This window comes from Streptomyces sp. CB01201, from assembly GCF_002803085.1.
GTDB lineage: Bacteria > Actinomycetota > Actinomycetes > Streptomycetales > Streptomycetaceae > Streptomyces > Streptomyces hundungensis.
This window is the reverse complement of sequence record NZ_NNBJ01000003.1, coordinates 337,217-358,353: the sequence shown is the minus strand read 5'-3', so window position 1 is coordinate 358,353 and position 21,137 is coordinate 337,217. Positions and strand designations below refer to the sequence as shown.

Here is a 21,137-nt window from a genome sequence, read left to right as displayed (position 1 = left end):
ACACCGGGAACGAACCGGCCGACAACAGGCCGGAGCTTTGATGCAAGGGGAGAGGGAAGCGCGAGATGGGCGTCGCACTACAGGTGGTCTACATCGCGCTGATGTGCTTCCTCATCGTGCTGATCTTCCGGCTCGTCATGGACTACGTCTTCCAGTTCGCCCGTTCATGGCAACCCGGCAAGGCGATGGTGGTCATTCTTGAGGCCACCTACACTGTCACCGATCCACCGCTCAAGCTTCTGCGGCGGTTCATTCCGCCGCTGCGTCTCGGGGGCGTGGCACTCGACCTGTCCTTCTTCGTTCTGATGATCATCGTCTACATCCTGATCAGCATCGTGGTCAGGTTGTGAACGATTCGGTCCTGCCGACTGCCGACGACTACGTAGAGGTGAAGAAGAGATGCCGCTGACTCCCGAGGACGTGCGGAACAAGCAGTTCACGACCGTCCGCCTCCGAGAAGGCTATGACGAGGACGAGGTCGATGCCTTCCTCGACGAGGTCGAGTCGGAGCTGACGCGACTGCTGCGCGAGAACGAGGATCTGCGCGCCAAGCTGGCCGCCGCGACCCGTGCCGCCGCGCAGAACCAGCAGCAGCAGGGCATGCGCAAGCAGGAGCCGCAGGACGGCCGAGGCCCGGGCGCGCCCGTGCCCGCCGCCATATCCGGTCCGCCGCAGGTCCAGCAGCAGCAGCCGCAGATGGGCCCGCCCCAGCTGCCCAGCGGCGCGCCGCAGCTGCCCGCGGGACCCGGCGGCCACGGCCCGCAGGGCCAGCACGGCCAGGGTCCGATGGGCCAGGGCCCCATGGGCCAGGGTCCGATGGGCCAGCAGAACCACCCCCAGAACCAGCTGGGTCAGGGCCCCATGGGCCAGAACCAGCTCGGCCAGGGCCCCATGGGCCAGCAGATGGGCGGCCCCATGGGCGGCCACGGTCCGCAGATGGGGCAGCCGGCCCAGGCGCCCGGTGGCGACAGCGCCGCCCGTGTGCTCTCCCTCGCGCAGCAGACCGCCGACCAGGCGATCGCGGAGGCCCGTTCCGAGGCCAACAAGATCGTCGGCGAGGCCAGGTCCCGCGCCGAGGGCCTGGAGCGCGACGCCCGTGCCAAGGCGGACGCCCTGGAGCGGGACGCGCAGGAAAAGCACCGTGTCGCGATGGGCTCCCTGGAGTCCGCCCGCGCCACCCTTGAGCGCAAGGTCGAGGACCTGCGGGGCTTCGAGCGCGAGTACCGTACGCGTCTGAAGTCCTACCTGGAGTCCCAGCTGCGCCAGCTGGAGACCCAGGCCGACGACTCGCTCGCGCCGCCGCGCACCCCGGCGACCGCGTCGCTGCCGCCGGCTCCCCAGATGAGCGGTTCCATGGCCTCGGCCGGTGCCGGTGCGATGGGGCACCCGATGGGTGGCCAGCCGTCCATGGGCGGGCAGCCGTCCATGCCGAGCGCGCCGTCCTACGGCGGCCAGCAGCAGATGTCGCCGGCCATGACCCAGCCGATGGCGCCGGTGCGGCCGCAGGGGCCCTCGCCCATGCAGCAGGCGCCTTCGCCGATGCGCGGGTTCCTGATCGACGAGGACGACAACTGACGGGCTCTACGCGCGTGCCCCGCGCGTAGCCGTCGGCAGGCTGCAAGGGCCGGTACCGGGTTCCCCCGGTGCCGGCCCTTCGCCGTACCCGGCGCGCGGGTCGCCTGCGGCGGGCGGAATCCCCCACCCCGCCCCTTCCCGAGACCCTCCGGGGGTGAAGTGCCCCTGGGGGCTCCGCCCCCAGACCCCCGTTCGCGCCTGAACGGCGCTCGTCCTCAAACGCCGGACGGGCTGAAATGCCCGACGCGGGCCCGCGCCAAGGCCTTTAGGGGCGCGGGGAACTGCGCGACCAGCCACGTACGGTCCGCAGTCGACGCACTATTCCCCCGGAGGGTCTCGGGAAGGGGCGGGGTGGGGTAAAGCAACGGCCCGCCCCCACGGTCGTGGGGGCGGGCCGTCGCAACCGTCGGCCGGGGCTACACCTTGCGGAGGCGGAACGTCAGGGACAGGGGCTCGTCCGTGAAGGGCGAGCCGTAGGAGGCGTCCGCCGCGCCGGGGGCGTAATCCGTGGCCAGGACCTCGTCCGCGATCAGGGCCGCGTGGGCCGACAGGGCCGAGGAGACCTCCGGGTCGGCGGACTCCCAGCGCACCGCGATCCGGTCCGCCACATCGAGCCCGCTGTTCTTGCGCGCCTCCTGGATCAGCCGGATCGCGTCCCGGGCCAGGCCCGCGAGCCGCAGCTCCGGAGTGATCTCCAGGTCGAGGGCGACCGTCGCACCGGAGTCGGAGGCCACCGACCAGCCCTCGCGCGGGGTCTCGGTGATGATGACCTCGTCGGGAGCCAGCGAGACCTGCTCGCCGTTCACCTCCACCGCCGCCGCGCCGGTGTCCCGCAGCGAGGCCGAAAGGGCCGCCGCGTCCGCCGCGGCCACGGCCTTGGCCACGTCCTGGACGCCCTTGCCGAACCGCTTGCCGAGCGCCCGGAAGTTCGCCTTCGCGGTGGTGTCGACCAGCGAGCCGCCCACCTCGGAGAGCGAGGCGAGCGACGACACGTTCAGCTCCTCCGTGATCTGCGCGTGCAGCTCGGGAGAGAGGGCCTCGAAGCCCGCCACCGCGACCAGCGCCCGGGACAGCGGCTGACGAGTCTTGACGCCCGACTCCGCCCGGGTCGCCCGGCCCAGCTCCACCAGACGGCGTACCAACGCCATCTGCTGCGAGAGCGCCGGGTCGATCGCGGAGGCGTCCGCCGTCGGCCAGGTGGAGAGGTGCACCGACTCCGGGGCGTCCGGGGTCACCGGCACGACCATGTCCTGCCAGACCCGCTCGGCGATGAACGGCGTCAGCGGGGCCATCAGGCGCGTGATCGTCTCGACCACGTCGTGCAGGGTGCGCAGGGCCGCCTTGTCGCCCTGCCAGAAGCGGCGGCGCGAGCGGCGCACGTACCAGTTGGAGAGGTCGTCCACGAAGGAGGACAGCGCCTTGCCGGCCCGCTGGGTGTCGTACGACTCCAGGGCCGAAGTCACCTGTCCCACAAGGGAGTTGAGCTCGCTGAGCAGCCAGCGGTCCAGGACCGTGCGGTCGGCCGGGGCCGGGTCCGCCGCGCTCGGCGCCCAGTCGGACGTACGCGCGTACAGGGCCTGGAAGGCGACCGTGTTCCAGTAGGTGAGCAGGGTCTTGCGCACCACTTCCTGGATGGTGCCGTGGCCGACCCGGCGGGCCGCCCACGGTGAGCCGCCGGCCGCCATGAACCAGCGCACCGCGTCGGCGCCGTGCTGGTCCATCAGCGGGATCGGGTCCAGGGTGTTGCCCAGGTGCTTGGACATCTTGCGGCCGTCCTCGGCGAGGATGTGGCCGAGGCAGACCACGTTCTCGTAACTGGACTTGTCGAAGACCAGGGTGCCTACCGCCATCAGCGTGTAGAACCAGCCGCGGGTCTGGTCGATGGCCTCGGAGATGAACTGCGCCGGGTAGCGGCTCTCGAACAGCTCCTTGTTCTGGTGCGGGTAGCCGTACTGCGCGAACGGCATCGAGCCCGAGTCGTACCAGGCGTCGATGACCTCGGGCACGCGCACCGCTTCGAGCGAGCAGCCCTCGGCGGTGCAGGTGAAGGTCACCTCGTCGATGAACGGCCGGTGCGGGTCGAGGGCCGACTGGTCGGTGCCGGTCAGCTCGGTCAGCTCGGCGCGCGAGCCCACGCAGGTCAGATGGCCCTCCTCGCAGCGCCAGATGGGCAGCGGGGTGCCCCAGTAGCGGTTGCGGGACAGCGCCCAGTCGATGTTGTTCTTCAGCCAGTCGCCGAACCGGCCCTCCTTGACCGACTCCGGGAACCAGTTGGTCTTCTCGTTCTCCCGCAGCATCGCGTCCTTGACGGCGGTGGTGCGGATGTACCAGGACGGCTGCGCGTAGTAGAGCAGCGCGGTGTGGCAGCGCCAGCAGTGCGGGTAGCTGTGCTCGTAGGGGACGTGGCGGAAGAGGAGGCCGCGCTCCTTGAGGTCCTCGGTGAGCTTTTCGTCGGCCTTCTTGAAGAAGACGCCGCCGACCAGCGGGACGTCCTCCTCGAAGGTGCCGTCGGGGCGGACCGGGTTCACGACCGGAAGCCCGTACGCCTTGCAGACCAGGAGGTCGTCGGCGCCGAAGGCGGGGGCCTGGTGGACCAGACCCGTACCGTCCTCGGTCGTGACGTACTCGGCGTTCACCACGTAGTGCGCGGACTCGGGGCTGTGTCCCTCGGTTCCCTCGCCTGCGCTCGGGAACTCCACCAGCTCGAACGGGCGCTGGTAGGTCCAGCGCTCCATCTCGGCGCCGGTGAACGACTGGCCGGTGGCCTCCCAGCCCTCGCCGAGGGCCTTCTCCAGGAGCGGCTCGGCGACGACGAGCTTCTCCTCGCCGTTCGTCGCCACGACGTAGGTGACCTCGGGGTGGGCCGCGACCGCCGTGTTGGACACCAGGGTCCAGGGGGTCGTCGTCCACACCAGGAGGGCCGCCTCGCCCGCGAGCGGGCCGCCGGTGAGCGGGAAGCGGACGAAGACCGAGGGGTCGACGACCGTCTCGTAGCCCTGCGCCAGCTCGTGGTCCGAGAGGCCGGTGCCGCAGCGCGGGCACCAGGGGGCGACACGGTGGTCCTGGGTGAGCAGGCCCTTGTTGAAGATCTCCTTCAGGGACCACCACACGGACTCGACGTACTGCGGGTCCATGGTGCGGTAGGCGTCGTCCAGGTCGACCCAGTAGCCCATGCGGGTCGTGAGGTCTGCGAAGGCGTCGGTGTGCCGGGTCACGGACTCGCGGCACTTGGCGTTGAACTCGGCGATGCCGTACGCCTCGATGTCCTTCTTGCCGTTGAAGCCCAGCTCCTTCTCGACCGCGAGCTCGACGGGCAGGCCGTGGCAGTCCCAGCCGGCCTTGCGGGCCACGTGGTAGCCCTGCATCGTGCGGAAGCGGGGGAAGACGTCCTTGAAGACGCGGGCCTCGATGTGGTGGGCGCCCGGCATGCCGTTGGCGGTGGGCGGGCCCTCGTAGAAGACCCACTCCGGGCGGCCCTCGGACTGTTCGAGGCTCTTGGCGAAGACCTTGGACTGCTCCCAGAAGTCGAGCACGGCGTGCTCAAGGGCGGGCAGGTCTACCTGGGCGGGCACCTGGCGGTACTGCGACATCCGGTCATCCTCCGGCGGATCGTCGTGCGGTTCCGTCGGAGGGACGAGAGGCGGCCCTCGTGGGGCGCTTCCCGCGGTACCACCCTCCTTGGCGGTGTGCGGAACACCGCCCCCTCATTGGGGTCGCGAAGCCGGTTCTACCGGACCCCGGGAACCCGGGGTCTTTCTTCCGGCGGCTCGGGGGTGATCTTCACCGCGCGCTCGCCTCCGGGCTCACACCGTCCCCGGATCGCTCTTGGCCGCGTACGCCGCTACTCGTCCCGTCCACGCCTCTCGCTGCGGCCAGTGTACGGGGCCCGGGGAAGCGCGGCCGACCGGTTTGCGGCGGCCCCGCACGAGGGCGTTTCCGTGACCCGAATGGCCACACCGACCCCGGCGGGCTCCGGCGCCGCCCGTCCGGCGGATTCACCGGGGCGGGAGCTGGGCACAACCGATGCAGGTTCGCCGTGCCGCCGGGCCGGGGCGGGGCGAATCGGCGGCGTGCCCCGTTGCCGCGGGCCTGGGGTCGATTTATCGTCCCAGCACGATTCGCGAGCAAGATCACAATATGTGAAGGGGCCGCGGCCATGGTGGCGAAGAAGACCGCCGTAGAGACCACAACGGCGTCCGCGAGAGCCGATGCCACGAGTGCCGCCGCGGGTGCCGACACGGGCTCTGCGGACCAGGCGACGACCGGTACGAAGAAGGCTGCGGCCGACGCCGCGGCCGGGAAGGCGGCCTCCGCCGGGCCCGCCGCGAGGACCGCTTCGGCCCAGGTGGGAGGAGCCGAAAAGGCGTCGGCCGAGCAGGTCGGGGCCGCCGGGAAGACCGCACGCGCCAAGAAGGCGGCTCCCGCCAAGAAGGCCACCGCGGCCCAGTCCGCGGCCAAGACCGCGGCCAAGAAGGCTGTCGCGAAGAAGACCGCCGCCAAGAAGACCGCGTCCGGGAAGGCAACCGGGGCGGCGCGGGCCGCGTCCGACAAGGCGACCGGCAAGGACAGGGCGACCGGCACGACGGCTTCGGCGACTTCCGCCGGGGCGCGCGCCAAGAAGGCCGCGACCGCGGCCCAGGGGGCGGCTACGGCCGCGGAAGAGACGGGAGCCAACAAGGTGGTTGCGAAGAAGACCGCGGCAAGGGCGACGGCGGCCAGGACCGCCGCCGCGTCGGCGGTGCCGGCGGCCCGTGCCGTCGCCACGACCGCCCCGGGCGAGCTTCCGGTCCGTCCGGGCGAGGACCCCTGGACCCCGGAGGAGGTCGCCGAGGCCCGCAACGAGCTGTCCAGCGAGGTGCTGCGGCTACGCAGCGAGATCGAGGCATCGGAGGCGGCGCTGACCGGCCTGATGCGCGACTCGGGCGACGGCGCGGGCGACGACGACGCCGACACCGGCACCAAGAACATCACCCGCGAGCACGAGATGTCGCTGGCCGCCAACGCCCGCGAGACCCTGGAGCAGACCGAGCACGCCCTGGAGCGGCTCGACGCCGGGACGTACGGGTACTGCGAGATCTGCGGCAACCCGATCGGCAAGGCCCGGATGCAGGCGTTCCCGCGCGCCACCCTCTGCGTGGAGGACAAGCAGAAGCAGGAACGGCGGGGCTGAGTCCGCACAGGTGTGCCGTACTCTCGTGCTCAGTCAGGAACCTAGACGGTCGAGGGACTCACGTGGCAGAGGCGGAGAGCGTCATCGGTACGCCGGATGTGGAAGGGGCCGACGAGCAGGCGGCCCCTGCCGAGCAGCCGAAGGGCAAGCGGAAGATCGCCGTGCTGTTCACGGTGGCGGTCGTCGCCTACCTTCTCGACCTCGGCAGCAAGATGCTCGTGGTGGCCAGGCTGGAGCACCACGAGCCGATCGCGGTCATCGGTGACCTGCTCCAGTTGAACGCGATCCGCAACGCGGGCGCCGCCTTCGGGATCGGCGAGGCCTTCACGGTGATCTTCACGATCATCGCGGCGACCGTGATCGTGGTGATCGCGCGGCTCGCGCGCAAGCTCTACAGCCTGCCGTGGGCCATCGCGCTCGGCCTGCTGCTGGGGGGCGCGCTCGGCAATCTGACCGACCGGATCTTCCGCTCGCCCGGGATCTTCGAGGGCGCGGTCGTCGACTTCATCGCCCCCAAGGACTTCGCGGTCTTCAACCTCGCGGACTCGGCGATCGTCTGCGGCGGCATCCTGATCGTGATCCTGTCCTTCCGCGGCCTCGACCCGGACGGCAGCGTCCACAAGGACTGAGCCCGCCGTCGCCGAGGGGCCGAGCCCGCCACGGGGTCCGCCGGGGTCCGCCCGCCGGACGCGCGGCGGGCGATGTCGGTGGGGCAAGGCATACTCGACGGGTGAGCACGATTCCCGAGATCCGCACCCTGCCCGTTCCCGACGGCCTCGAAGGCGAGCGCGTCGACGCCGCCATCTCCCGCATGTTCGGGTTTTCCCGTACCAAGGCGGCCGAGCTCGCCGCGGCGGGGAAGGTCCAGGTCGACGGCGCCGTGGTCGGCAAGTCCGAGCGGGTGCACGGCGGGGCCTGGCTGGAGGTCGAGATGCCCCAGGCGCCGGCCCCGGTGCAGATCGTGGCCGAGCCCGTCGACGGCATGGAGATCGTGCACGACGACGACGACATCGTCGTGATCATGAAGCCGGTGGGTGTCGCCGCCCACCCGAGCCCCGGCTGGACCGGCACCACCGTCATCGGCGGCCTCGCCGCGGCCGGGTACCGCATCTCCACCTCGGGCGCCGCCGAGCGCCAGGGCATCGTGCACCGCCTCGACGTCGGCACCTCGGGCCTGATGGTCGTCGCCAAGTCCGAGCGGGCCTACACCTCGCTCAAGCAGCAGTTCCGCGAGCGCGTCGTCGACAAGCGCTACCACGCCCTGGTCCAGGGCCACCCGGACCCGATGAGCGGCACCATCGACGCCCCGATCGGGCGCCACCCCAACCACGACTACAAGTGGGCCGTGACCGCCGAGGGCAAGCCGTCGGTCACGCACTACGACCTGATCGAGGCGTTCCGCGCCGCCTCGCTGCTCGACATCAAGCTGGAGACCGGGCGCACCCACCAGATCCGCGTCCACATGTCGGCCCACCGCCACCCCTGCGTCGGCGACATCACCTACGGCGCCGACCCCACCATCGCCAAGCGCCTGGGCCTGACACGCCAGTGGCTGCACGCGGTGAAGCTCGGCTTCGAGCACCCCTCGGACGGCCAGTGGGTCGAGTTCGAGAGCACCTACCCGGCCGATCTCCAGCACGCCCTCGACGTCATCCGGGCCGAGAGCGAATGACCGCCTTCCAGGTCCGGGTCGCCGAGGGCGAGGCCGACCTGGAGGCCTGCTTCGCCGTGCGCAAGCAGGTGTTCGTGGTCGAGCAGCGGGTGCCCGAGGAGATCGAGTACGACGCGTACGACGCCGGCGCGCTGCATGTGCTGGCCGTCGGCGCCGGCGGCCCGCTCGGCACCGGGCGGCTCCTGTACGGCCCCGGGGCGCTGGCCAGGACCGGCGGCGAGGACATCGGCTCGCTCGGCCGGCTCGCGGTCACCGCGGCGGCCCGCGGGCTCGGCGTCGGCGCCGCCCTGGTGCGCGCGATCGAGGGCGCCGCCCGTGCCCGCGGCCTCAGCGCGGTCGACCTGCACGCGCAGACGCATGCGCTGGGCTTCTACGAGCGGCTCGGATACGAGGCGTACGGGCCGGAGTTCCCGGACGCGGGGATCCCGCACCGGGCGATGCGGCGGGCCCTGGGGCGCAGTTCCGTAGCCGGGTACCCCGGAAGTTCGAACTGAACCCTTTTGCCCCCCGATGGGCGGTTGGTGCGGGTTGCGTGGCACGCTTGAGGTCTTGATCCTCAAGGCCGTCCAGGCCCGCACCGCCCGGAGGGCATCCCGTGGACCAGCTCGCCCTGTTGCTCGTACTCCTGCTCGGGGCGGTGGTGACGGTCCCGTTGGGGGAGCGGCTCGGGCTTCCCGCGCCGGTGCTCATGACGCTCGGCGGGATCGTGATGGCGCTGCTGCCGTTCGTGCCCAACGTGGACATCGAGCCGGAGCTCATCCTGCCGCTGGTCCTGCCCCCGCTGCTCTACGCCTCCGTACAGCGCACCTCCTGGCGGCAGTTCACGGCCAATGTGCGGCCGATCTTCCTGCTCGCGGTCGCGCTCGTCTTCGTGACCACGGCCGCCGTCGCGGCCGTGGCCAACTCCCTCGTGCCGGGCCTGCCGATCGCCGCCGCCGTCGCGCTCGGCGCGCTCGTCGCCCCGCCCGACCCGGTCGCGGCCACCGCCGTGGCCGGCTCGCTCGGCCTTCCGCGCCGCCTGGTGTCGATCCTGGAGGGCGAGGGCCTGTTCAACGACGTCACCGCGATCGTGCTCTACCACGTGGCGATCGCCGCGGCCGTGAGCGGCAGCTTCTCCTGGGCCGAGGCGGCAGGCCAGCTGGTGCTCTCGGCCGTGGTCGCCGTCGCGGTCGGCCTCGCGCTGGGCTGGGCCGCGAACAAGCTGATGAGCCTGCTCGGCGACCCCACCCTCCAGATCGGCCTCACCCTCCTCGTGCCGTTCGTGGGCTACGTCCTGGCCGAGGAGTTCCACGGCTCGGGCGTCCTCGCCGTACTGACCGTGGCGCTGTTCCTCGCCGAGCACACGATGGACGCCGACGACGTCCAGGGGCGACTGGCGGGGGCCACGTTCTGGCAGATCGTGGACACCCTGGTCACCGGGGTCGCGTTCGGCCTCATCGGGCTCGAACTCCACAATGTCTTCGGCACCGCGACCGGCCGCGAACTGCACATGTTCGGCTGGGCGGCGGCCGTGGTGGGCGTCGTCGTGGGCGTGCGGCTGCTGTGGCTGCTCCCGGCGACCTGGCTCGCCAAGAGGCTGCACACCCTGCGCGACTACGACGAGGAGATCCCGACCACGTGGCGCGAGACCATCGTCATGTGGTGGGCCGGGATGCGCGGCGTGGCCTCGGTGGCCCTCGCCCTCGCCATCCCGCTCAAGACGGAGGACGGGGCGCCCTTCCCCGGCCGTGACGAGGTCATCTTCATCGCCTTCGCCGTGATCATGACCACCCTGGTCTTCCAGGGGCTCACCCTGCCCTGGCTGGTCAGGAAGCTGGGCGTACGGGCCGACACGGACGCCGAGCGCACCCTGGAGCGGGACCTCGCGATCCGGGCCGCCAAGGCCGCCAAGCGGCGTCTGAAGGAGATCGAGGACGTCGAGGAGCTGCCCGAGGAGGTCATGGAGCAGCTGCACCGCCGGGCCTACGACGTGGGCGCGCGGATCAGCCCCGACATGGTCGACGAGGAGCGCCGGGAGTCCTACGCGAAGCGGGTGGAGCGGATCAGGGCGGTGCAGCGCATCCAGCGGGAGATGATGTCGGCCGCCCGGCACGAGGTGCTCTCGGCGCGCAGCGAGCCCGGGGCCGACCCCGAGATCGTGGACCGGGTGCTGCGCCAGCTGGACGTCCGCAGCCTGCGCTGACCGCGCACCCCGGCCCCGTGCTCCCCGGCCCGGGCTGGTTCAGCGGCGCTCGTCCCCGGTGCGGTGCTCGCCCTCAAGTGCTTTGCCCGCAGCGGGAGTTGGCGGCTGGATCGCGTCGGTGACGATCCTCGGCAGGGCGTAGGGATGCTCCGTGTACAGCCAGGCCACCATCTGTTCGCGTACCGTCACCCGGACCGTCCAGATGTCGTCCGCGTCCTTGGCCGTGACGACCGCCCGCACCTGGATCGTCGACGGGGTCGTGTCGGTGACCGCGAGCGAGAAGTCGCGGCCGTCCCAGGCCGGGCACTCCTTGAGGATCATGGCGAGCCGTTCGCGCATCAGCGGGAGCGGCGCCGAGTGGTCCAGGTGGAAGAAGACCGTGCCGGTCATCTGGGCGCCGCCGCGCGACCAGTTCTGGAACGGCTTGCTGGTGAAGTACGACACCGGCATGGTCAGCCGGCGCTCGTCCCAGGTGCGGACCGCGAGGAAGGTGAGCGTGATCTCCTCGACGACGCCCCACTCCCCGTCCACCACCACGGTGTCACCGATCCGCACCATGTCGCCGAAGGCGATCTGGAGCCCGGCGAACAGATTCCCGAGGGTGGACTGGGCCGCCACACCGGCGACGACGCCCACGATGCCCGCCGAGGCCAGCAGGGAGGCGCCGGCCGCCTGCATCGCCGGGAAGGTGAGCAGCATCGCGGCGACCGCCACCACGATGACGATCGCGCTCACCACCCGCTGGATGAGCGTGACCTGGGTGCGGACCCGGCGGACCCGGGCGGGATCGCGCGTCGAGGTGGCATAGCGGGTGTACGAGGACTCCACGACGGCTGTCGCGATCCGCACCACCAGCCAGGAGCTCGCACCGATCAGGACCAGCGTCAGGACCTGGGCCAGGCCCGCGTGGTGCTCCTGGACCGGCTTCCATTTGATGCTGTTGAACGAGCCGCGCAGTATCGCGGTGAGCAGGACGAGGTTCAGCGGAACGCGGCACCGGCGCAGCAGTCCCCACAGTGGCGTCTCGCGATGGCGCGAGTCCTCCCTGAGCAGCAGTCGGTCGGCCAGCCACCCCACAACCAGTGTGAGCACGACCGAGCCGCCGATGACGATCAACGGACGCAGTACGTTCTCCATGCCCTCGACCGTAACTGGCACGATGGCCCCATGAACATCATGCTTTTCCATTCGGTCTACGGTCTGCGTCCCGCCGTACAGGAGGCGGCCGAGCGGCTGCGGGCCGCAGGACACCAGGTGCACGTCCCCGACCTGTACGAGGGCCGCACCGCGGAGACCGTCGAGGAGGGCAGCGACATCAAGGACGAGATCGGCGCCGACGAGCTCCTGAAACGGGCCGTCCTCGCCGCCGCGCCGTACTCGGAGAGCGGTCTCGTCTACGCCGGGTTCTCGCTCGGCGGCTCCATCGCGCAGAACCTCGCGCTCGGCGACAGCAAGGCCCGCGGCCTGCTGCTGCTCCACGGCACCTCGGACATGGCGGAGCACAGCTCCGTGGACGAGCTCCCGGTCCAGCTGCACATCGCCGACCCGGACCCGTTCGAGACGGCGGACTGGCTCAACTCCTGGTACCTGCGGATGCAGCGGGCCGGCGCGGACGTGGAGATCTACCGCTACCCGGGCGCCGGTCACCTCTACACCGACCCGGGCCTGCCGGACTACGACGAGGCGGCGGCGGAACTGACCTGGCGCACCGCCCTCGGCTTCCTCGAAGGGCTCGACGCCTAGGCGCGGACCTGCGCCGGGGCGTCCCGGCCGGTCAGGCGGACTCCTGCCCCGGCTGACTGCGCAGGCCGGCCCGCCAGGCGATCGCGGCGGCGCGTATCCGGTTGTCCGTGTCCAGTTTGACCAGGATCGAGCGGACGTGGTCCTTCACCGTCTCGGGACTGTTCCCGAGACGGTCGGCGATCTCGCGGTTGGTCAGACCGTCACCGACGAGCGCGAGGACGCGGCGCTCGCGCGCGGTCAGGGTGCCGAGGCGCTCCCGGTTCTCCTGCGAGCAGCCCTCCGGTGAGCCCTCCTCCGGTGCGGTCGAGACCCGCAGGTAGCCGTCGATGACGGTCCTCGCCATCGACGGCGAAAAGGCCCAGCCGTGGCGGGCCACGGCATGGATCGCCTGGGACAGATGCCCGGGGGTGCTGTCGCGCGGCAGATAGCCGCCGGCCCCCGCCGCCAGCGCGCTCTTGACGTGTGCGTCGGTGCCGGGGCCGGCGAGCACCAGAACCTCGGGGGCCTTGGGCAGCTGGCGCGTCCTGCGCACGATGTCGAGCGTGTCGCCGGTCGGCGCCTGGGTGCTGAGCAGCACCACGCGGGGCGGCTTCGAGCGAATGGCCCCCAGGGCGCGGTCGCTGCTGTTGTCCCACTCGACATGCAGACCGCGGTCCGCCTCGACCAGCGCGCGCAAAGAGGCTCGAACGAGAGCTCTGTCCTCTACAACTGCCACCGAAATCACGTGTGTTCTCTCCCCCGAGCAGTACTACGCATGGTGCTTTCGTCGCAATCCATGGAGAGCGTACCCGAGCGTCCACAGGCCCCCGGCCAGGGGGAACAGCGGATCCCGCACCCCCTGTCGGGTGGACGGCAGATGAATTTTCCCCCCACTTCGGGGATGGTTGGCGATGCCCTTCACACAGCATCCTGGGATCACCCCGAACCGCGGAGGACCGGGCGCCGCATGCGGCAGCCGTCCGTCGTGGGGGAGTTCACTGATGCTGGAGAAACACCTTGACTGCGTATTCGGTCCTCATTCCCTTTCTGCCACGACGCCCCGAACAGGTCCTGCCGTACGTCGCGTTGGTGCACTGGACCGAGGCGCGGCGGCTGTGGCAGGGACAGGCTCTGATGATCGAACCGCATCAGGGGTTCGTCTACGCGGCGGGCGCCGGCTTCCGTGTCCCGGTGGGGCTCGGGGTGACCCTGATGCCCTTGCGCCATCCCTACGAAGCCGCCCTCCAGGCCCGGTCGCTGGCCATGACGACGGGACAGCCGGTCATCGCCGGGTTCGGGCCGGGCGGCAGGCAGCTGCAACAGAGCCTGCGGGGCACGCCGTACGCGAGCCCCCTCACGGCGGCGCGTGAGTATCTGACGGCGGTACGGGGGCTGTTGGACGGCGACGCCGTCGACATCAAGGGCGACTACGTCACCTGCGAGGCCGCTCTCTCCGCGTTCCCGGCACCGCCGGTGGAGGTGGGGCTCGGGGTCCTGCGGCCGGGGATGGCGCGGCTGGCCGGCGAGGTCGCCGACCGGGCCATCACATGGCTGACCCCGGCGGCGTACCTCCGGGACACCGTGGTCCCCGCGCTGCGGGAGGGCGCCGCCGCGGCCGGCCGGCCGGTACCGCGCCTGACGGCGATGGTTCCGCTGGCACTGAGTCGGTCCGACCGCCCGGCGGCGGAGCTGGCCCTCGCCAGCAACGCCGCGCACCTGCAAGGACCGCACTACATCGACATGCTGCGCAGGTCAGGGGTCGACGTCGCGGACGGCGACCCCCTGGCCAAGGCGCGGGCCCTGGTCGAGGGCGACGCCTTCCTGAGCGGGGACATGGACGAGCTCGCGGCCAAGCTCGCCGCGTACGAGGCGGCGGGTGTGGACGAGATCGTCCTGAACGTCACGGGCGTGTGCAACGCCTATGGGCCGCAGGTGGCCATGGAGGAACTGAAGAAGCTCCTGGGCGCACTGACCTGACGCAAGACCGCGCCACGCGCGGACCAGCGCGCGTCACCGGGGGAAACGCGCCGCGGGCGGATCGCGGCCGGGCGTCGGCGCTTCGGGTGAAGACCACGGCAACGGCAAGACGGCAAGACGACAAGACGGCAAAACGGGGAAACGGGGAGACGGGGAAACGATGAGCGGGATCAAAGGGCGCTTGACGGCATGGGCGGCGGGCCAGGACCCGGCCGTCTCCCTCAGGAACGCCTCCGGGACGGGTGTGCTCGTCCTGGAGAGCGCCGAACACCTGGAGCGGGTGCTCCGGTCGGACCTGGTCGGTCCGGGCACCACCGTCTTCGTCCCGGGTGAGGCGGGCGGCGCTTCCGGTCCCGTCGTGGTGGGGTACGAGGGTTCGCCGAGCGAGTCCGGTGCCGAGTTCTCGCTCGTCTCCGACGCCGGTGACTTCTTTCTGCAGTTGCAGAGCTACGGCATCAGCGAGTACATGTCCGTCGTCGGCCCCACCCTGGTCCGCGTCGCCGATCCGGCGGACTTCGGCGCCTACCTCGCCGATGCCGACCGGGCGCGCCAGGAGGGCGTCTTCGCGGACTTCCTCACCCACCCGGTCATCCAGCTCGGCGACCTCGCGGCACTCGGCGCGGACGCCTCGGCCGACGGCCCCGGCCTGCGGCTGTACGCGAACCGTGCGGGGGAGCTGTCCACCGCGCCCGGCGGGCGCCGACTCGGTGCCGTGGGCGACGGCATGGCGGGGCTCGAAGCCGAGTGGGCCCGGATCAACGCGGCGAGCACACACCCGTGCGCCGTGGCCCTGGGTGCGGTGCTGCCCGAGCGGGAGCGGGCGGCGGCACTCGCCGAGCGGCTCTGGCTCGGCCGCTACCTCGCGGCGGTCGAGGCGATCCGGCGGCTCCGCTTCGACGGCTCGGCCGTCCCGCGGGTGTCGGGCTTCGGGCACCGCCTGACGGCCGGGCTGCCGGAGGGGACGGCGGCCGCCGACGAGACCGGCACCGGAGCGCCGCTGGTCCTGTGGACCGACGAGACCGCGTACGTGCACATCGCGACCGGCGGCCGGACGTTCCAGGTGGACCACTTGACCGCCCGGGTCGTCGAGGCGCTGACGGTCTGCGGTTCCCCGGACGCGGCGGCCGCCTTCGCCGACAAGGAGGCGCTGGAGGGGACCGTGGCACGCTTCGCGGCGGCCGGCGTCCAACTCGTGCGGCCCGTACGGCCCGTACGCGTCACGGTGGGGAGCAGAGGACTGTGACCCCGACCATTCCTGGCCGTGCCGGAGCGACGATTCCCGGCCGGGCCGGAGAGCTGCTGGCCTCCCTGGGAGACCGGGCGGTGCTGTGCGATCTGTACGACGAGATCGGCTCCGGGGTCTACCACGACATCGCCGGACGCGACCCGCAGGAGGTGCGGGAACTCCTCGGCCTGGTGCGTGCCACACCCGGGCCGGTCCTCGACCTCGCGGCCGGCTCGGGCCGGCTGACCATGCCGCTGCTGGCACTGGGGCGTGAGGTGACCGCGCTCGACCTGTCCGAGCACATGCTGGCCCTGCTGCGTGCCCGGCTCGACGCGGCCCCCGCGCTGCGCGAACGGTGCACCGTGGTGCGCGGCGACATGAGCGCCTTCGCGCTGGGCCGCCGCTACCCGGTGATCGTGCTGGGCACGACCTCGATCTCGCTGCTGGACGAGGCGGGCCGGAGCGGCCTCTACGAGGCGGTGCGCGCCCACCTGGAACCTGAAGGGCGCTTCCTGCTCACCACCGTGGCCGTGGACCCCGGCTATGCGGGACCCGCCGAAGTGGAGGAGGAGTACACGACCGCGGGCGGCCGGGCCTTCCGTATTTTCGAGCACTGGGTCACGGGTGACGCCGCTCGTACCGTCACGATCTTCCCCGCCGAGCCGGGACCGGCCGGCCCCGTCGAGGTCTGCACCACGAGCGTGGGCGTCCTGCCCGCGGACCGGCTGGAGGCCGAACTGACGGCCGCCGGGTTCGCGGTCCACGGCCGGACGGTGCTGCCCTCGGTCAGCCGCCGGCTGGGCGACGTACTGCTGGAGACGGGGGCCCGGGCATGACCGCCGGCCCCAAGGCCCTGTGGCCTTCGCTGCTGCCACCTGACCAGCACGGCAGGGACAGCCTGTGCGCCGTGTCCGCCGAAGGCGTGCGGGTCCGTTTCGCCGACGGCTCCCAACTGCTCGACGGATCGAGCGGGTTGTGGAACACCAACCTCGGCTACGGCAACCCGGTCATCGCCCGGGCCGCCTCCGAAGCCCTGCTCAACGCCTCCTACCTCAGCGTCTTCCGCTACGAGAACTCCTACGCCCGCCGGGCGGCCGAGGCGCTCATCGAGGCGTGCGGGCCCGAACACTACGGACGGGTGCTGTTCTCCACCTCCGGCGGCGCGGCCAACGACTTGGTGATGAAGGTCGCGCGGCACTACCACGCCCTGCGCGGCGAGCCGCGCCGCAAGGTCGTGGTGGGGCTGCGCGGCAGCTACCACGGGCTGACCTTCGGGGGGTTCGCCCTGACGGGAGAGGACCTCGGGCAGCAGGTCTACGGTGTCGACCAGCGCCTGGTGCGGCACGTCGCCCCCAACCGGCCCGAGGAACTCGCCGCGTTGCTGGAACGCCAGGGCGGCCAGGTCGCCGCCGTGGTCGTGGAACCCGTCCTGGGCAGCGGCGCGATACCCCTCACCGAGGAGTTCGTCGCCGAACTCCTGAGGCTGCGCGATGTCCACGGATTCCTTCTCGTGGCCGACGAGGTGGCCACCGGCTTCGGCCGTACGGGCACGCTGTTCGCCTCCGACCGCTGGCCCGCCCGCCCCGACCTCCTGGTCTCCTCGAAGGGGCTGACCAACGGCACCAGCGCCGCGGCCGTGGTGCTCGCCTCCCGGCAGGTCGCCGAGGCCTACGACCGGGCGGGCGCGGTCCTCAGCCACGGAGAGACCCAGGCGGGCACCCCCGTCACCTGTGCGGCGATCGTGGCCACGCTCTCCGAGCTGCGCAGGCTGGACGCCGTGGGCCGCGGGCGGCTGGTGGCGGCCCGGCTGGACGAGGAGTTCGCCCGGCTGACGGCCGAACACCCGCTGGTGACGGGGACGACGGGGACGGGCTGCTTCCGTTCCGTCCGGATGTGCCTGGAGGACGGCACGCCCTTCCCCCAGGAACAGGTCTCCGCGCTCGTCGCCGCCGTCCGCGCGGCCGGTGCGATCGTGCACCCCGGCCTGAACGGCGTCCAGCTCTTTCCCGCCCTCGTCTACACCGACGCCGAGGTCACCGAACTGATCGCCTGTGTGCGGGCCGGCCTCGACGCCTGGGCGGCAGCGGCCGGTCGGCACGACGGCGGGCACGCATGAGCACGTGGCCCCAGGGCCCCACCCCGGTGCTGCTCGGCCTGGAACGGATCGCGGAACTGGCAACAGGGCGGCGCAGGACGGCCGTTCTGATCGACTCGGGTGTCGCCGGCGGCGAGCTCGACGCGCGGATCGGCTCCGTCCTCACGCGGGCCGGTGCGGGCTGCTCCCGCACCGTGCTGACGGGAGCCGGGGATCTCGGGGCCCTCGACACCCTGGCCGGCGAACTCGCCGGCGCCGACCTGGTCGTGGGCGTCGGCGGCGGCTCGCTCCTGGACCGGGCCAAGCTGGCGACGCTGATGCGCACCGGCCCGGACGTGCGGGCCCGGCTCACCGTGGCGCAGCGCGGCGGCCTCGTCCTGCTGCCGCCCGCCCGCGCCCGCACGGTTCCGCTGGTCGCCGTGCCCACCACCCTGGGTACGGGGTCCGAAGTGAGCGGCGTCGTCTGCCTCGCGTCGCCGCGGGGCAAGCGGTTGGTCCTGGGCGCGGGGCTGCGGCCACAGGCCGCCGTACTGGACCCGCTGGCGACGGCGACCCTGCCCCTCGACCTGCTGGCCGAAGGCGTGCTGGAGGCTCTGTTCAGGGCCACCGGCCCGTACGTCGGCGACCTGAGGGATCTGCCGACCGAGGACGCCCTGGTCGAGGCGGCCGTCGTGCGGCTGACCCGGCTCGGTCACGAGGTGGCCCGGGCGACACGGGCGGGCCACCGCCCCGACGGCCGGCTGCGCGCGGACATCGCCAGGCTCAGCGGCCACACCCACGCGGAGTGGATGCACCAGGGCCGCGAGCCGTACGCGGTCAAGGGCTGGCTCCTCGCCAACGAGCTGTCCTCGGCGCTGGGCGTACGGAAGATGACGGCGGTGGCGGCGCTGCTCCCGCCCCTGTGGCGAGCCGTCGCCGACGGCGACGAGCGGCTCGGCTCGGCCCGCAGGCTGCTGCGCGTCTGGCGTTGTCTGCGGGCCGCGGGCCCGGCCGGCCTTCCCGCCGATCCGGCGCGGGGGATCGCGAGCCTCATCGACGGCTGGGGCATCGGCCGGCGCCTCACCGGCTCGGCGCGGCAACTGGACGACATCGCGCGGGCCACCGTACGCGCCTGGGGCGCCGGGCTGCCGATGCTCGGCTCCCTGGAGCGCGGCGACGTACGCGCCCTGCTGGCGGAGGCCGCCGACGCGCCTGCCGTCCCGCCGCCGGCAGCGGCCACTTGGAGACTTCCGTCCCGGCCCACCGCGGCCGGGGACGGATGAATGAAAAACACGGACAACAAGGGGGATCTTCTTATGCAGCAGAAGACCGATTCCAACTCCGTTCTGGAGCTGGGAATGCAGGAACTCGAAGCCATGGAGGCGCCCGGGTTCTGGTCGACCGCGGCCGGCGTCAGCGCCGGTATGAGCGTGGTCAGCGGTGTCGCCTACAGCGCCGCCTGGGTCGCTTCCGTCTCCATCGCGACCTGATATCCCCACCGCGACACCGGTAGCGAAACCACTCATTCACACATCACGAAACAGGAGGTGCGACATGGAGCTGAACAAGGGCTTCGAGTCGTCGCTGGAGCTTGGCATGCAGGAACTTGAGGCCATGGAGGCGCCCAGCTTCTGGTCGGGCTTCAAGACGGGCGTGACGATCAGCGCCGCCAGCGTCGCGTCGTCGATCGCGTACAGCGGTCTGACCGTCGCGGCCAGCATCGTCACCTGATTTCCCCTGGTGGGCAACGGAGTTCACGACACTTCGGCCGATGGTTGAGTGAACTCTGACAGCGGGGTCCCCGGTGGCTGAAGCATGCCACCACCGGGGACTCCGTATCCGGGCCTCGCGCCACGATCAGCAAAGGAATTCTCATGTCCAGCGGACGCCAGAACAACAACGCGATTCTGATACCAGTCTTCATTTCCGTACCGGTCATCGTCCTGCTCGCGATCGTCAACCTGACCATGTCGGGCCCTGCGCAGGCGGCACTCATGGCGGTTCTGCTGGCTGCCGTGCTGGTGTGTGCCGTACTCGTCTGCAAGGGAATCGCCCGGAGCCGCAAGTGAGTGAGAACGCCGTGGTCAGCTTCCGCGGCGTGACCAAACGCTTCGGTTCGTCCACCGCCGTGGACGACCTCTCCTTCGACGTCCGGCCCGGCCGTGTCGTGGGACTGCTCGGACGCAACGGAGCGGGCAAGACCACGTCCCTGCGCATCCTGCTCGGTCTTGCCGCCCCCACGGCGGGTGCCGCGACCGTGTTCGGGCACCGTTACGCGGAACTCCCCGGGGCCAGGCACCGGATCGGGGTCGGCATGGACGGCATGGCCCCCGTGCCCGGCACGTCCGGCCGACGCGGCGTCGCGATCTGGGCCAAGACGCTCGGCCTGCCCGCAGCCCGGGTGGACGAGGTGCTCGAACGCGTCGGTCTGGCCGAGTCGGCCGACCGGCCGGTCAAGGGCTACTCCACCGGGATGCGCCAACGCCTGTCGCTGGCCGTCGCCCTGCTCACGGACCCCGAACTGCTCGTCCTCGACGAACCGGCCAACGGCCTGGACCCGGACGGCATCCGCTGGTTGCGGCACCTGCTGCGGTCCTTCGCGGACGAGGGCCGTACGGTCCTCGTCTCCAGCCATCTCCTCGCCGAGGTCGAACAGACCGTGGACGACGTGGTGATCATGCAGCAGACCCTGCGCTACGCGGGGCCCCTGTCCGAACTCACCTCGGACGGGACGGACCGACTCGAAGACCGCTTCTTCGCACTGGCCGGAGCGGGCAAGGGCGGAGGCCCCGATGCGTGACGTGATGGCCGGCGAGTGGGCCAAGGCATGGTCCGGCAAGGCCTGGTGGCTGCCCGCCGCCTTCGGCATCCTGATGTCCTTCATGGCGAGCCTCGGCTACGCCACCCAGGGCCGCGAGAGCATCGCCCAGAGCCGGACCGACGCCGGGGCCGTCACCGACGACGTCGTCCAGGCCTGGATGATGATGCTGCTCTTCGCCTCGCTGTACGGCGCGGTGTCCGTCGCCCGCGAGTACGCCACCGGTACCATCGCGCGCTCGGTGCTGCTCAGCGGCAGCAGAACGCGGCTGTTCTCCGCCAAGCTGATCGTGACCACGGCCATGGGCGCCCTGTACGGCGTGCTGGCCGTCGGCCTCGCGGTCGCCTCCGGCTGGGGTCTCATGGCGGCCGGCGCCGGCCACCGGCCGGTGTGGACGCGGGAGACCTGGCTCATCCTGCTCGGCGTCTTCGTGTGCACCACCCTGTCCGCGCCCTGGGGCCTGTTCATCGGGTGGATCGTCCGCAACCAGATCGCCGCGGTCGGCACCCTCATGGGTTTCACGCTTCTCCTCGACCCGGGGCTGCAAGCGCTCTTCCCGCAGGGTGCCAAGTACCTGATGACGATCGCGATGAGTTCCGTCTACCGCGACGGCAAGCCCGAGCTGCTGTCCGAGCCGCTCGCCCTGCTGGTGATCGCCGGATGGCTGGCCGCGGCCGCGTTCCTGGCCCGCAAACTCCTCACCTCCCGCGACGTCGTGTAAG

21 protein-coding genes are annotated in these 21,137 nt (G+C 71.6%); 18 read left to right on the top strand and 3 right to left on the bottom strand.

Annotated features, from left to right (window positions below):
- Nucleotides 1–65 precede the first annotated feature (65 nt).
- Both CG740_RS09585 and CG740_RS09580 read left to right on the top strand, forming a co-directional pair.
- Nucleotides 66–350: a YggT family protein gene (locus CG740_RS09585; protein ID WP_053727781.1), complete on the top strand. Its 285-nt coding sequence runs from the start codon at nt 66–68 to the stop codon at nt 348–350.
- A 49-nt stretch (nt 351–399) separates the two neighbouring features.
- Nucleotides 400–1,575 (top strand): DivIVA domain-containing protein, encoded by a 1,176-nt coding sequence (locus CG740_RS09580; RefSeq protein WP_100574581.1) that lies wholly within the window; start codon nt 400–402, stop codon nt 1,573–1,575.
- A gap of 416 nt (nt 1,576–1,991) precedes the next feature.
- Here CG740_RS09580 and ileS read toward each other — a convergent pair whose 3' ends face one another.
- The gene (gene ileS / locus CG740_RS09575) at nt 1,992–5,165 is read right to left on the bottom strand and encodes an isoleucine--tRNA ligase (protein WP_100574580.1); all 3,174 of its coding nucleotides are present in this window, start codon (nt 5,163–5,165) and stop codon (nt 1,992–1,994) included.
- 566 nt (nt 5,166–5,731) lie between these two features.
- On the opposite strand from ileS, the gene CG740_RS09570 reads away from it, so the two are divergent.
- From CG740_RS09570 to CG740_RS09550, 5 genes are all read left to right on the top strand, one after another.
- Nucleotides 5,732–6,745 (top strand): TraR/DksA family transcriptional regulator, encoded by a 1,014-nt coding sequence (locus CG740_RS09570; protein WP_100574579.1) that lies wholly within the window; start codon nt 5,732–5,734, stop codon nt 6,743–6,745.
- Nucleotides 6,746–6,807: 62 nt separating this feature from the next.
- Nucleotides 6,808–7,374 carry a signal peptidase II gene (gene lspA / locus CG740_RS09565; RefSeq protein WP_100574578.1) on the top strand — a complete coding sequence of 189 codons (567 nt, stop codon included), beginning with the start codon at nt 6,808–6,810 and terminating at the stop codon, nt 7,372–7,374.
- A 101-nt stretch (nt 7,375–7,475) separates the two neighbouring features.
- Nucleotides 7,476–8,417, top strand: a complete 942-nt coding sequence (locus tag CG740_RS09560) for an RluA family pseudouridine synthase (protein WP_100574577.1) — start codon at nt 7,476–7,478, stop codon at nt 8,415–8,417.
- A complete protein-coding gene (locus CG740_RS09555; protein ID WP_100574576.1) occupies nt 8,414–8,911 on the top strand; it encodes a GNAT family N-acetyltransferase in 498 nt (165 codons plus the stop codon). Before CG740_RS09560 ends, CG740_RS09555 begins: the two co-directional genes overlap by 4 nt.
- 101 nt (nt 8,912–9,012) lie before the next feature.
- On the top strand, nt 9,013–10,599 hold the full coding sequence (locus CG740_RS09550; protein ID WP_100574575.1) for a Na+/H+ antiporter: 1,587 nt from the start codon (nt 9,013–9,015) through the stop codon (nt 10,597–10,599).
- 39 nt (nt 10,600–10,638) lie between these two features.
- Here the strand turns inward: CG740_RS09550 and CG740_RS09545 are convergent, their stop codons facing one another.
- Complete coding sequence (locus CG740_RS09545) at nt 10,639–11,736, bottom strand: mechanosensitive ion channel family protein (RefSeq protein WP_100574574.1); 1,098 nt, start codon at nt 11,734–11,736, stop codon at nt 10,639–10,641.
- A 30-nt stretch (nt 11,737–11,766) separates the two neighbouring features.
- Here CG740_RS09545 and CG740_RS09540 point away from each other — a divergent pair, with 30 nt between their 5' ends.
- On the top strand, nt 11,767–12,342 hold the full coding sequence (locus CG740_RS09540) for a dienelactone hydrolase family protein (RefSeq protein ID WP_100574573.1): 576 nt from the start codon (nt 11,767–11,769) through the stop codon (nt 12,340–12,342).
- A gap of 31 nt (nt 12,343–12,373) precedes the next feature.
- Here the strand turns inward: CG740_RS09540 and CG740_RS09535 are convergent, their stop codons facing one another.
- Nucleotides 12,374–13,057, bottom strand: coding sequence for a LuxR C-terminal-related transcriptional regulator (locus CG740_RS09535; RefSeq protein WP_267895397.1), 684 nt, complete (start codon nt 13,055–13,057; stop codon nt 12,374–12,376).
- Between the two features lie 281 nt (nt 13,058–13,338).
- Between CG740_RS09535 and CG740_RS09530 the strand changes: the two genes are divergently transcribed.
- The 10 genes from CG740_RS09530 (at nt 13,339) to CG740_RS09495 (ending at nt 21,136) form a co-directional block, all read left to right on the top strand.
- On the top strand, nt 13,339–14,298 hold the full coding sequence (locus CG740_RS09530; protein ID WP_100574571.1) for an LLM class flavin-dependent oxidoreductase: 960 nt from the start codon (nt 13,339–13,341) through the stop codon (nt 14,296–14,298).
- Nucleotides 14,299–14,458: 160 nt separating this feature from the next.
- Nucleotides 14,459–15,541, top strand: a complete 1,083-nt coding sequence (gene mpaB, locus CG740_RS09525; RefSeq protein ID WP_199846387.1) for a daptide biosynthesis RiPP recognition protein — start codon at nt 14,459–14,461, stop codon at nt 15,539–15,541.
- Complete coding sequence (mpaM, locus tag CG740_RS09520) at nt 15,538–16,359, top strand: daptide-type RiPP biosynthesis methyltransferase (RefSeq protein ID WP_100574570.1); 822 nt, start codon at nt 15,538–15,540, stop codon at nt 16,357–16,359. Before mpaB ends, mpaM begins: the two co-directional genes overlap by 4 nt.
- Complete coding sequence (mpaD, locus tag CG740_RS09515) at nt 16,356–17,639, top strand: daptide-type RiPP biosynthesis aminotransferase (protein ID WP_100574569.1); 1,284 nt, start codon at nt 16,356–16,358, stop codon at nt 17,637–17,639. The genes mpaM and mpaD overlap by 4 nt, the downstream gene beginning before the upstream one ends.
- Entirely contained in the window at nt 17,636–18,880 is a 1,245-nt protein-coding gene (gene mpaC, locus CG740_RS09510) for a daptide-type RiPP biosynthesis dehydogenase (RefSeq protein WP_100574568.1), read from the top strand. The genes mpaD and mpaC overlap by 4 nt, the downstream gene beginning before the upstream one ends.
- Before the next feature lie 33 nt (nt 18,881–18,913).
- On the top strand, nt 18,914–19,087 hold the full coding sequence (locus CG740_RS40290) for a daptide-type RiPP (RefSeq protein ID WP_199846386.1): 174 nt from the start codon (nt 18,914–18,916) through the stop codon (nt 19,085–19,087).
- Nucleotides 19,088–19,151: 64 nt separating this feature from the next.
- Nucleotides 19,152–19,328 carry a daptide-type RiPP gene (locus tag CG740_RS40285; protein WP_199846385.1) on the top strand — a complete coding sequence of 59 codons (177 nt, stop codon included), beginning with the start codon at nt 19,152–19,154 and terminating at the stop codon, nt 19,326–19,328.
- A gap of 143 nt (nt 19,329–19,471) precedes the next feature.
- Nucleotides 19,472–19,666 (top strand): hypothetical protein, encoded by a 195-nt coding sequence (locus CG740_RS09505; protein WP_100574567.1) that lies wholly within the window; start codon nt 19,472–19,474, stop codon nt 19,664–19,666.
- Entirely contained in the window at nt 19,663–20,397 is a 735-nt protein-coding gene (locus tag CG740_RS09500; protein WP_100574566.1) for an ABC transporter ATP-binding protein, read from the top strand. The genes CG740_RS09505 and CG740_RS09500 overlap by 4 nt, the downstream gene beginning before the upstream one ends.
- Nucleotides 20,390–21,136 carry an ABC transporter permease gene (locus CG740_RS09495; RefSeq protein ID WP_100574565.1) on the top strand — a complete coding sequence of 249 codons (747 nt, stop codon included), beginning with the start codon at nt 20,390–20,392 and terminating at the stop codon, nt 21,134–21,136. Before CG740_RS09500 ends, CG740_RS09495 begins: the two co-directional genes overlap by 8 nt.
- The last annotated feature ends 1 nt before the right edge of the window (nt 21,137 follow it).

Coding starts and splice junctions, on each gene's coding strand:
- CG740_RS09545 (WP_100574574.1), bottom strand. CDS start 11,736: ATGGAGAACGTACTGCGTCCGTTGATCGTCATCGGCGGCTCGGTCGTG.
- CG740_RS09540 (WP_100574573.1), top strand. CDS start 11,767: ATGAACATCATGCTTTTCCATTCGGTCTACGGTCTGCGTCCCGCCGTA.
- CG740_RS09585 (WP_053727781.1), top strand. CDS start 66: ATGGGCGTCGCACTACAGGTGGTCTACATCGCGCTGATGTGCTTCCTC.
- CG740_RS09505 (WP_100574567.1), top strand. CDS start 19,472: ATGTCCAGCGGACGCCAGAACAACAACGCGATTCTGATACCAGTCTTC.
- mpaB (WP_199846387.1), top strand. CDS start 14,459: ATGAGCGGGATCAAAGGGCGCTTGACGGCATGGGCGGCGGGCCAGGAC.
- CG740_RS09570 (WP_100574579.1), top strand. CDS start 5,732: ATGGTGGCGAAGAAGACCGCCGTAGAGACCACAACGGCGTCCGCGAGA.
- CG740_RS09495 (WP_100574565.1), top strand. CDS start 20,390: ATGCGTGACGTGATGGCCGGCGAGTGGGCCAAGGCATGGTCCGGCAAG.
- mpaD (WP_100574569.1), top strand. CDS start 16,356: ATGACCGCCGGCCCCAAGGCCCTGTGGCCTTCGCTGCTGCCACCTGAC.
- mpaC (WP_100574568.1), top strand. CDS start 17,636: ATGAGCACGTGGCCCCAGGGCCCCACCCCGGTGCTGCTCGGCCTGGAA.
- CG740_RS09580 (WP_100574581.1), top strand. CDS start 400: ATGCCGCTGACTCCCGAGGACGTGCGGAACAAGCAGTTCACGACCGTC.
- CG740_RS40285 (WP_199846385.1), top strand. CDS start 19,152: ATGGAGCTGAACAAGGGCTTCGAGTCGTCGCTGGAGCTTGGCATGCAG.
- ileS (WP_100574580.1), bottom strand. CDS start 5,165: ATGTCGCAGTACCGCCAGGTGCCCGCCCAGGTAGACCTGCCCGCCCTT.
- CG740_RS09555 (WP_100574576.1), top strand. CDS start 8,414: ATGACCGCCTTCCAGGTCCGGGTCGCCGAGGGCGAGGCCGACCTGGAG.
- CG740_RS40290 (WP_199846386.1), top strand. CDS start 18,914: ATGCAGCAGAAGACCGATTCCAACTCCGTTCTGGAGCTGGGAATGCAG.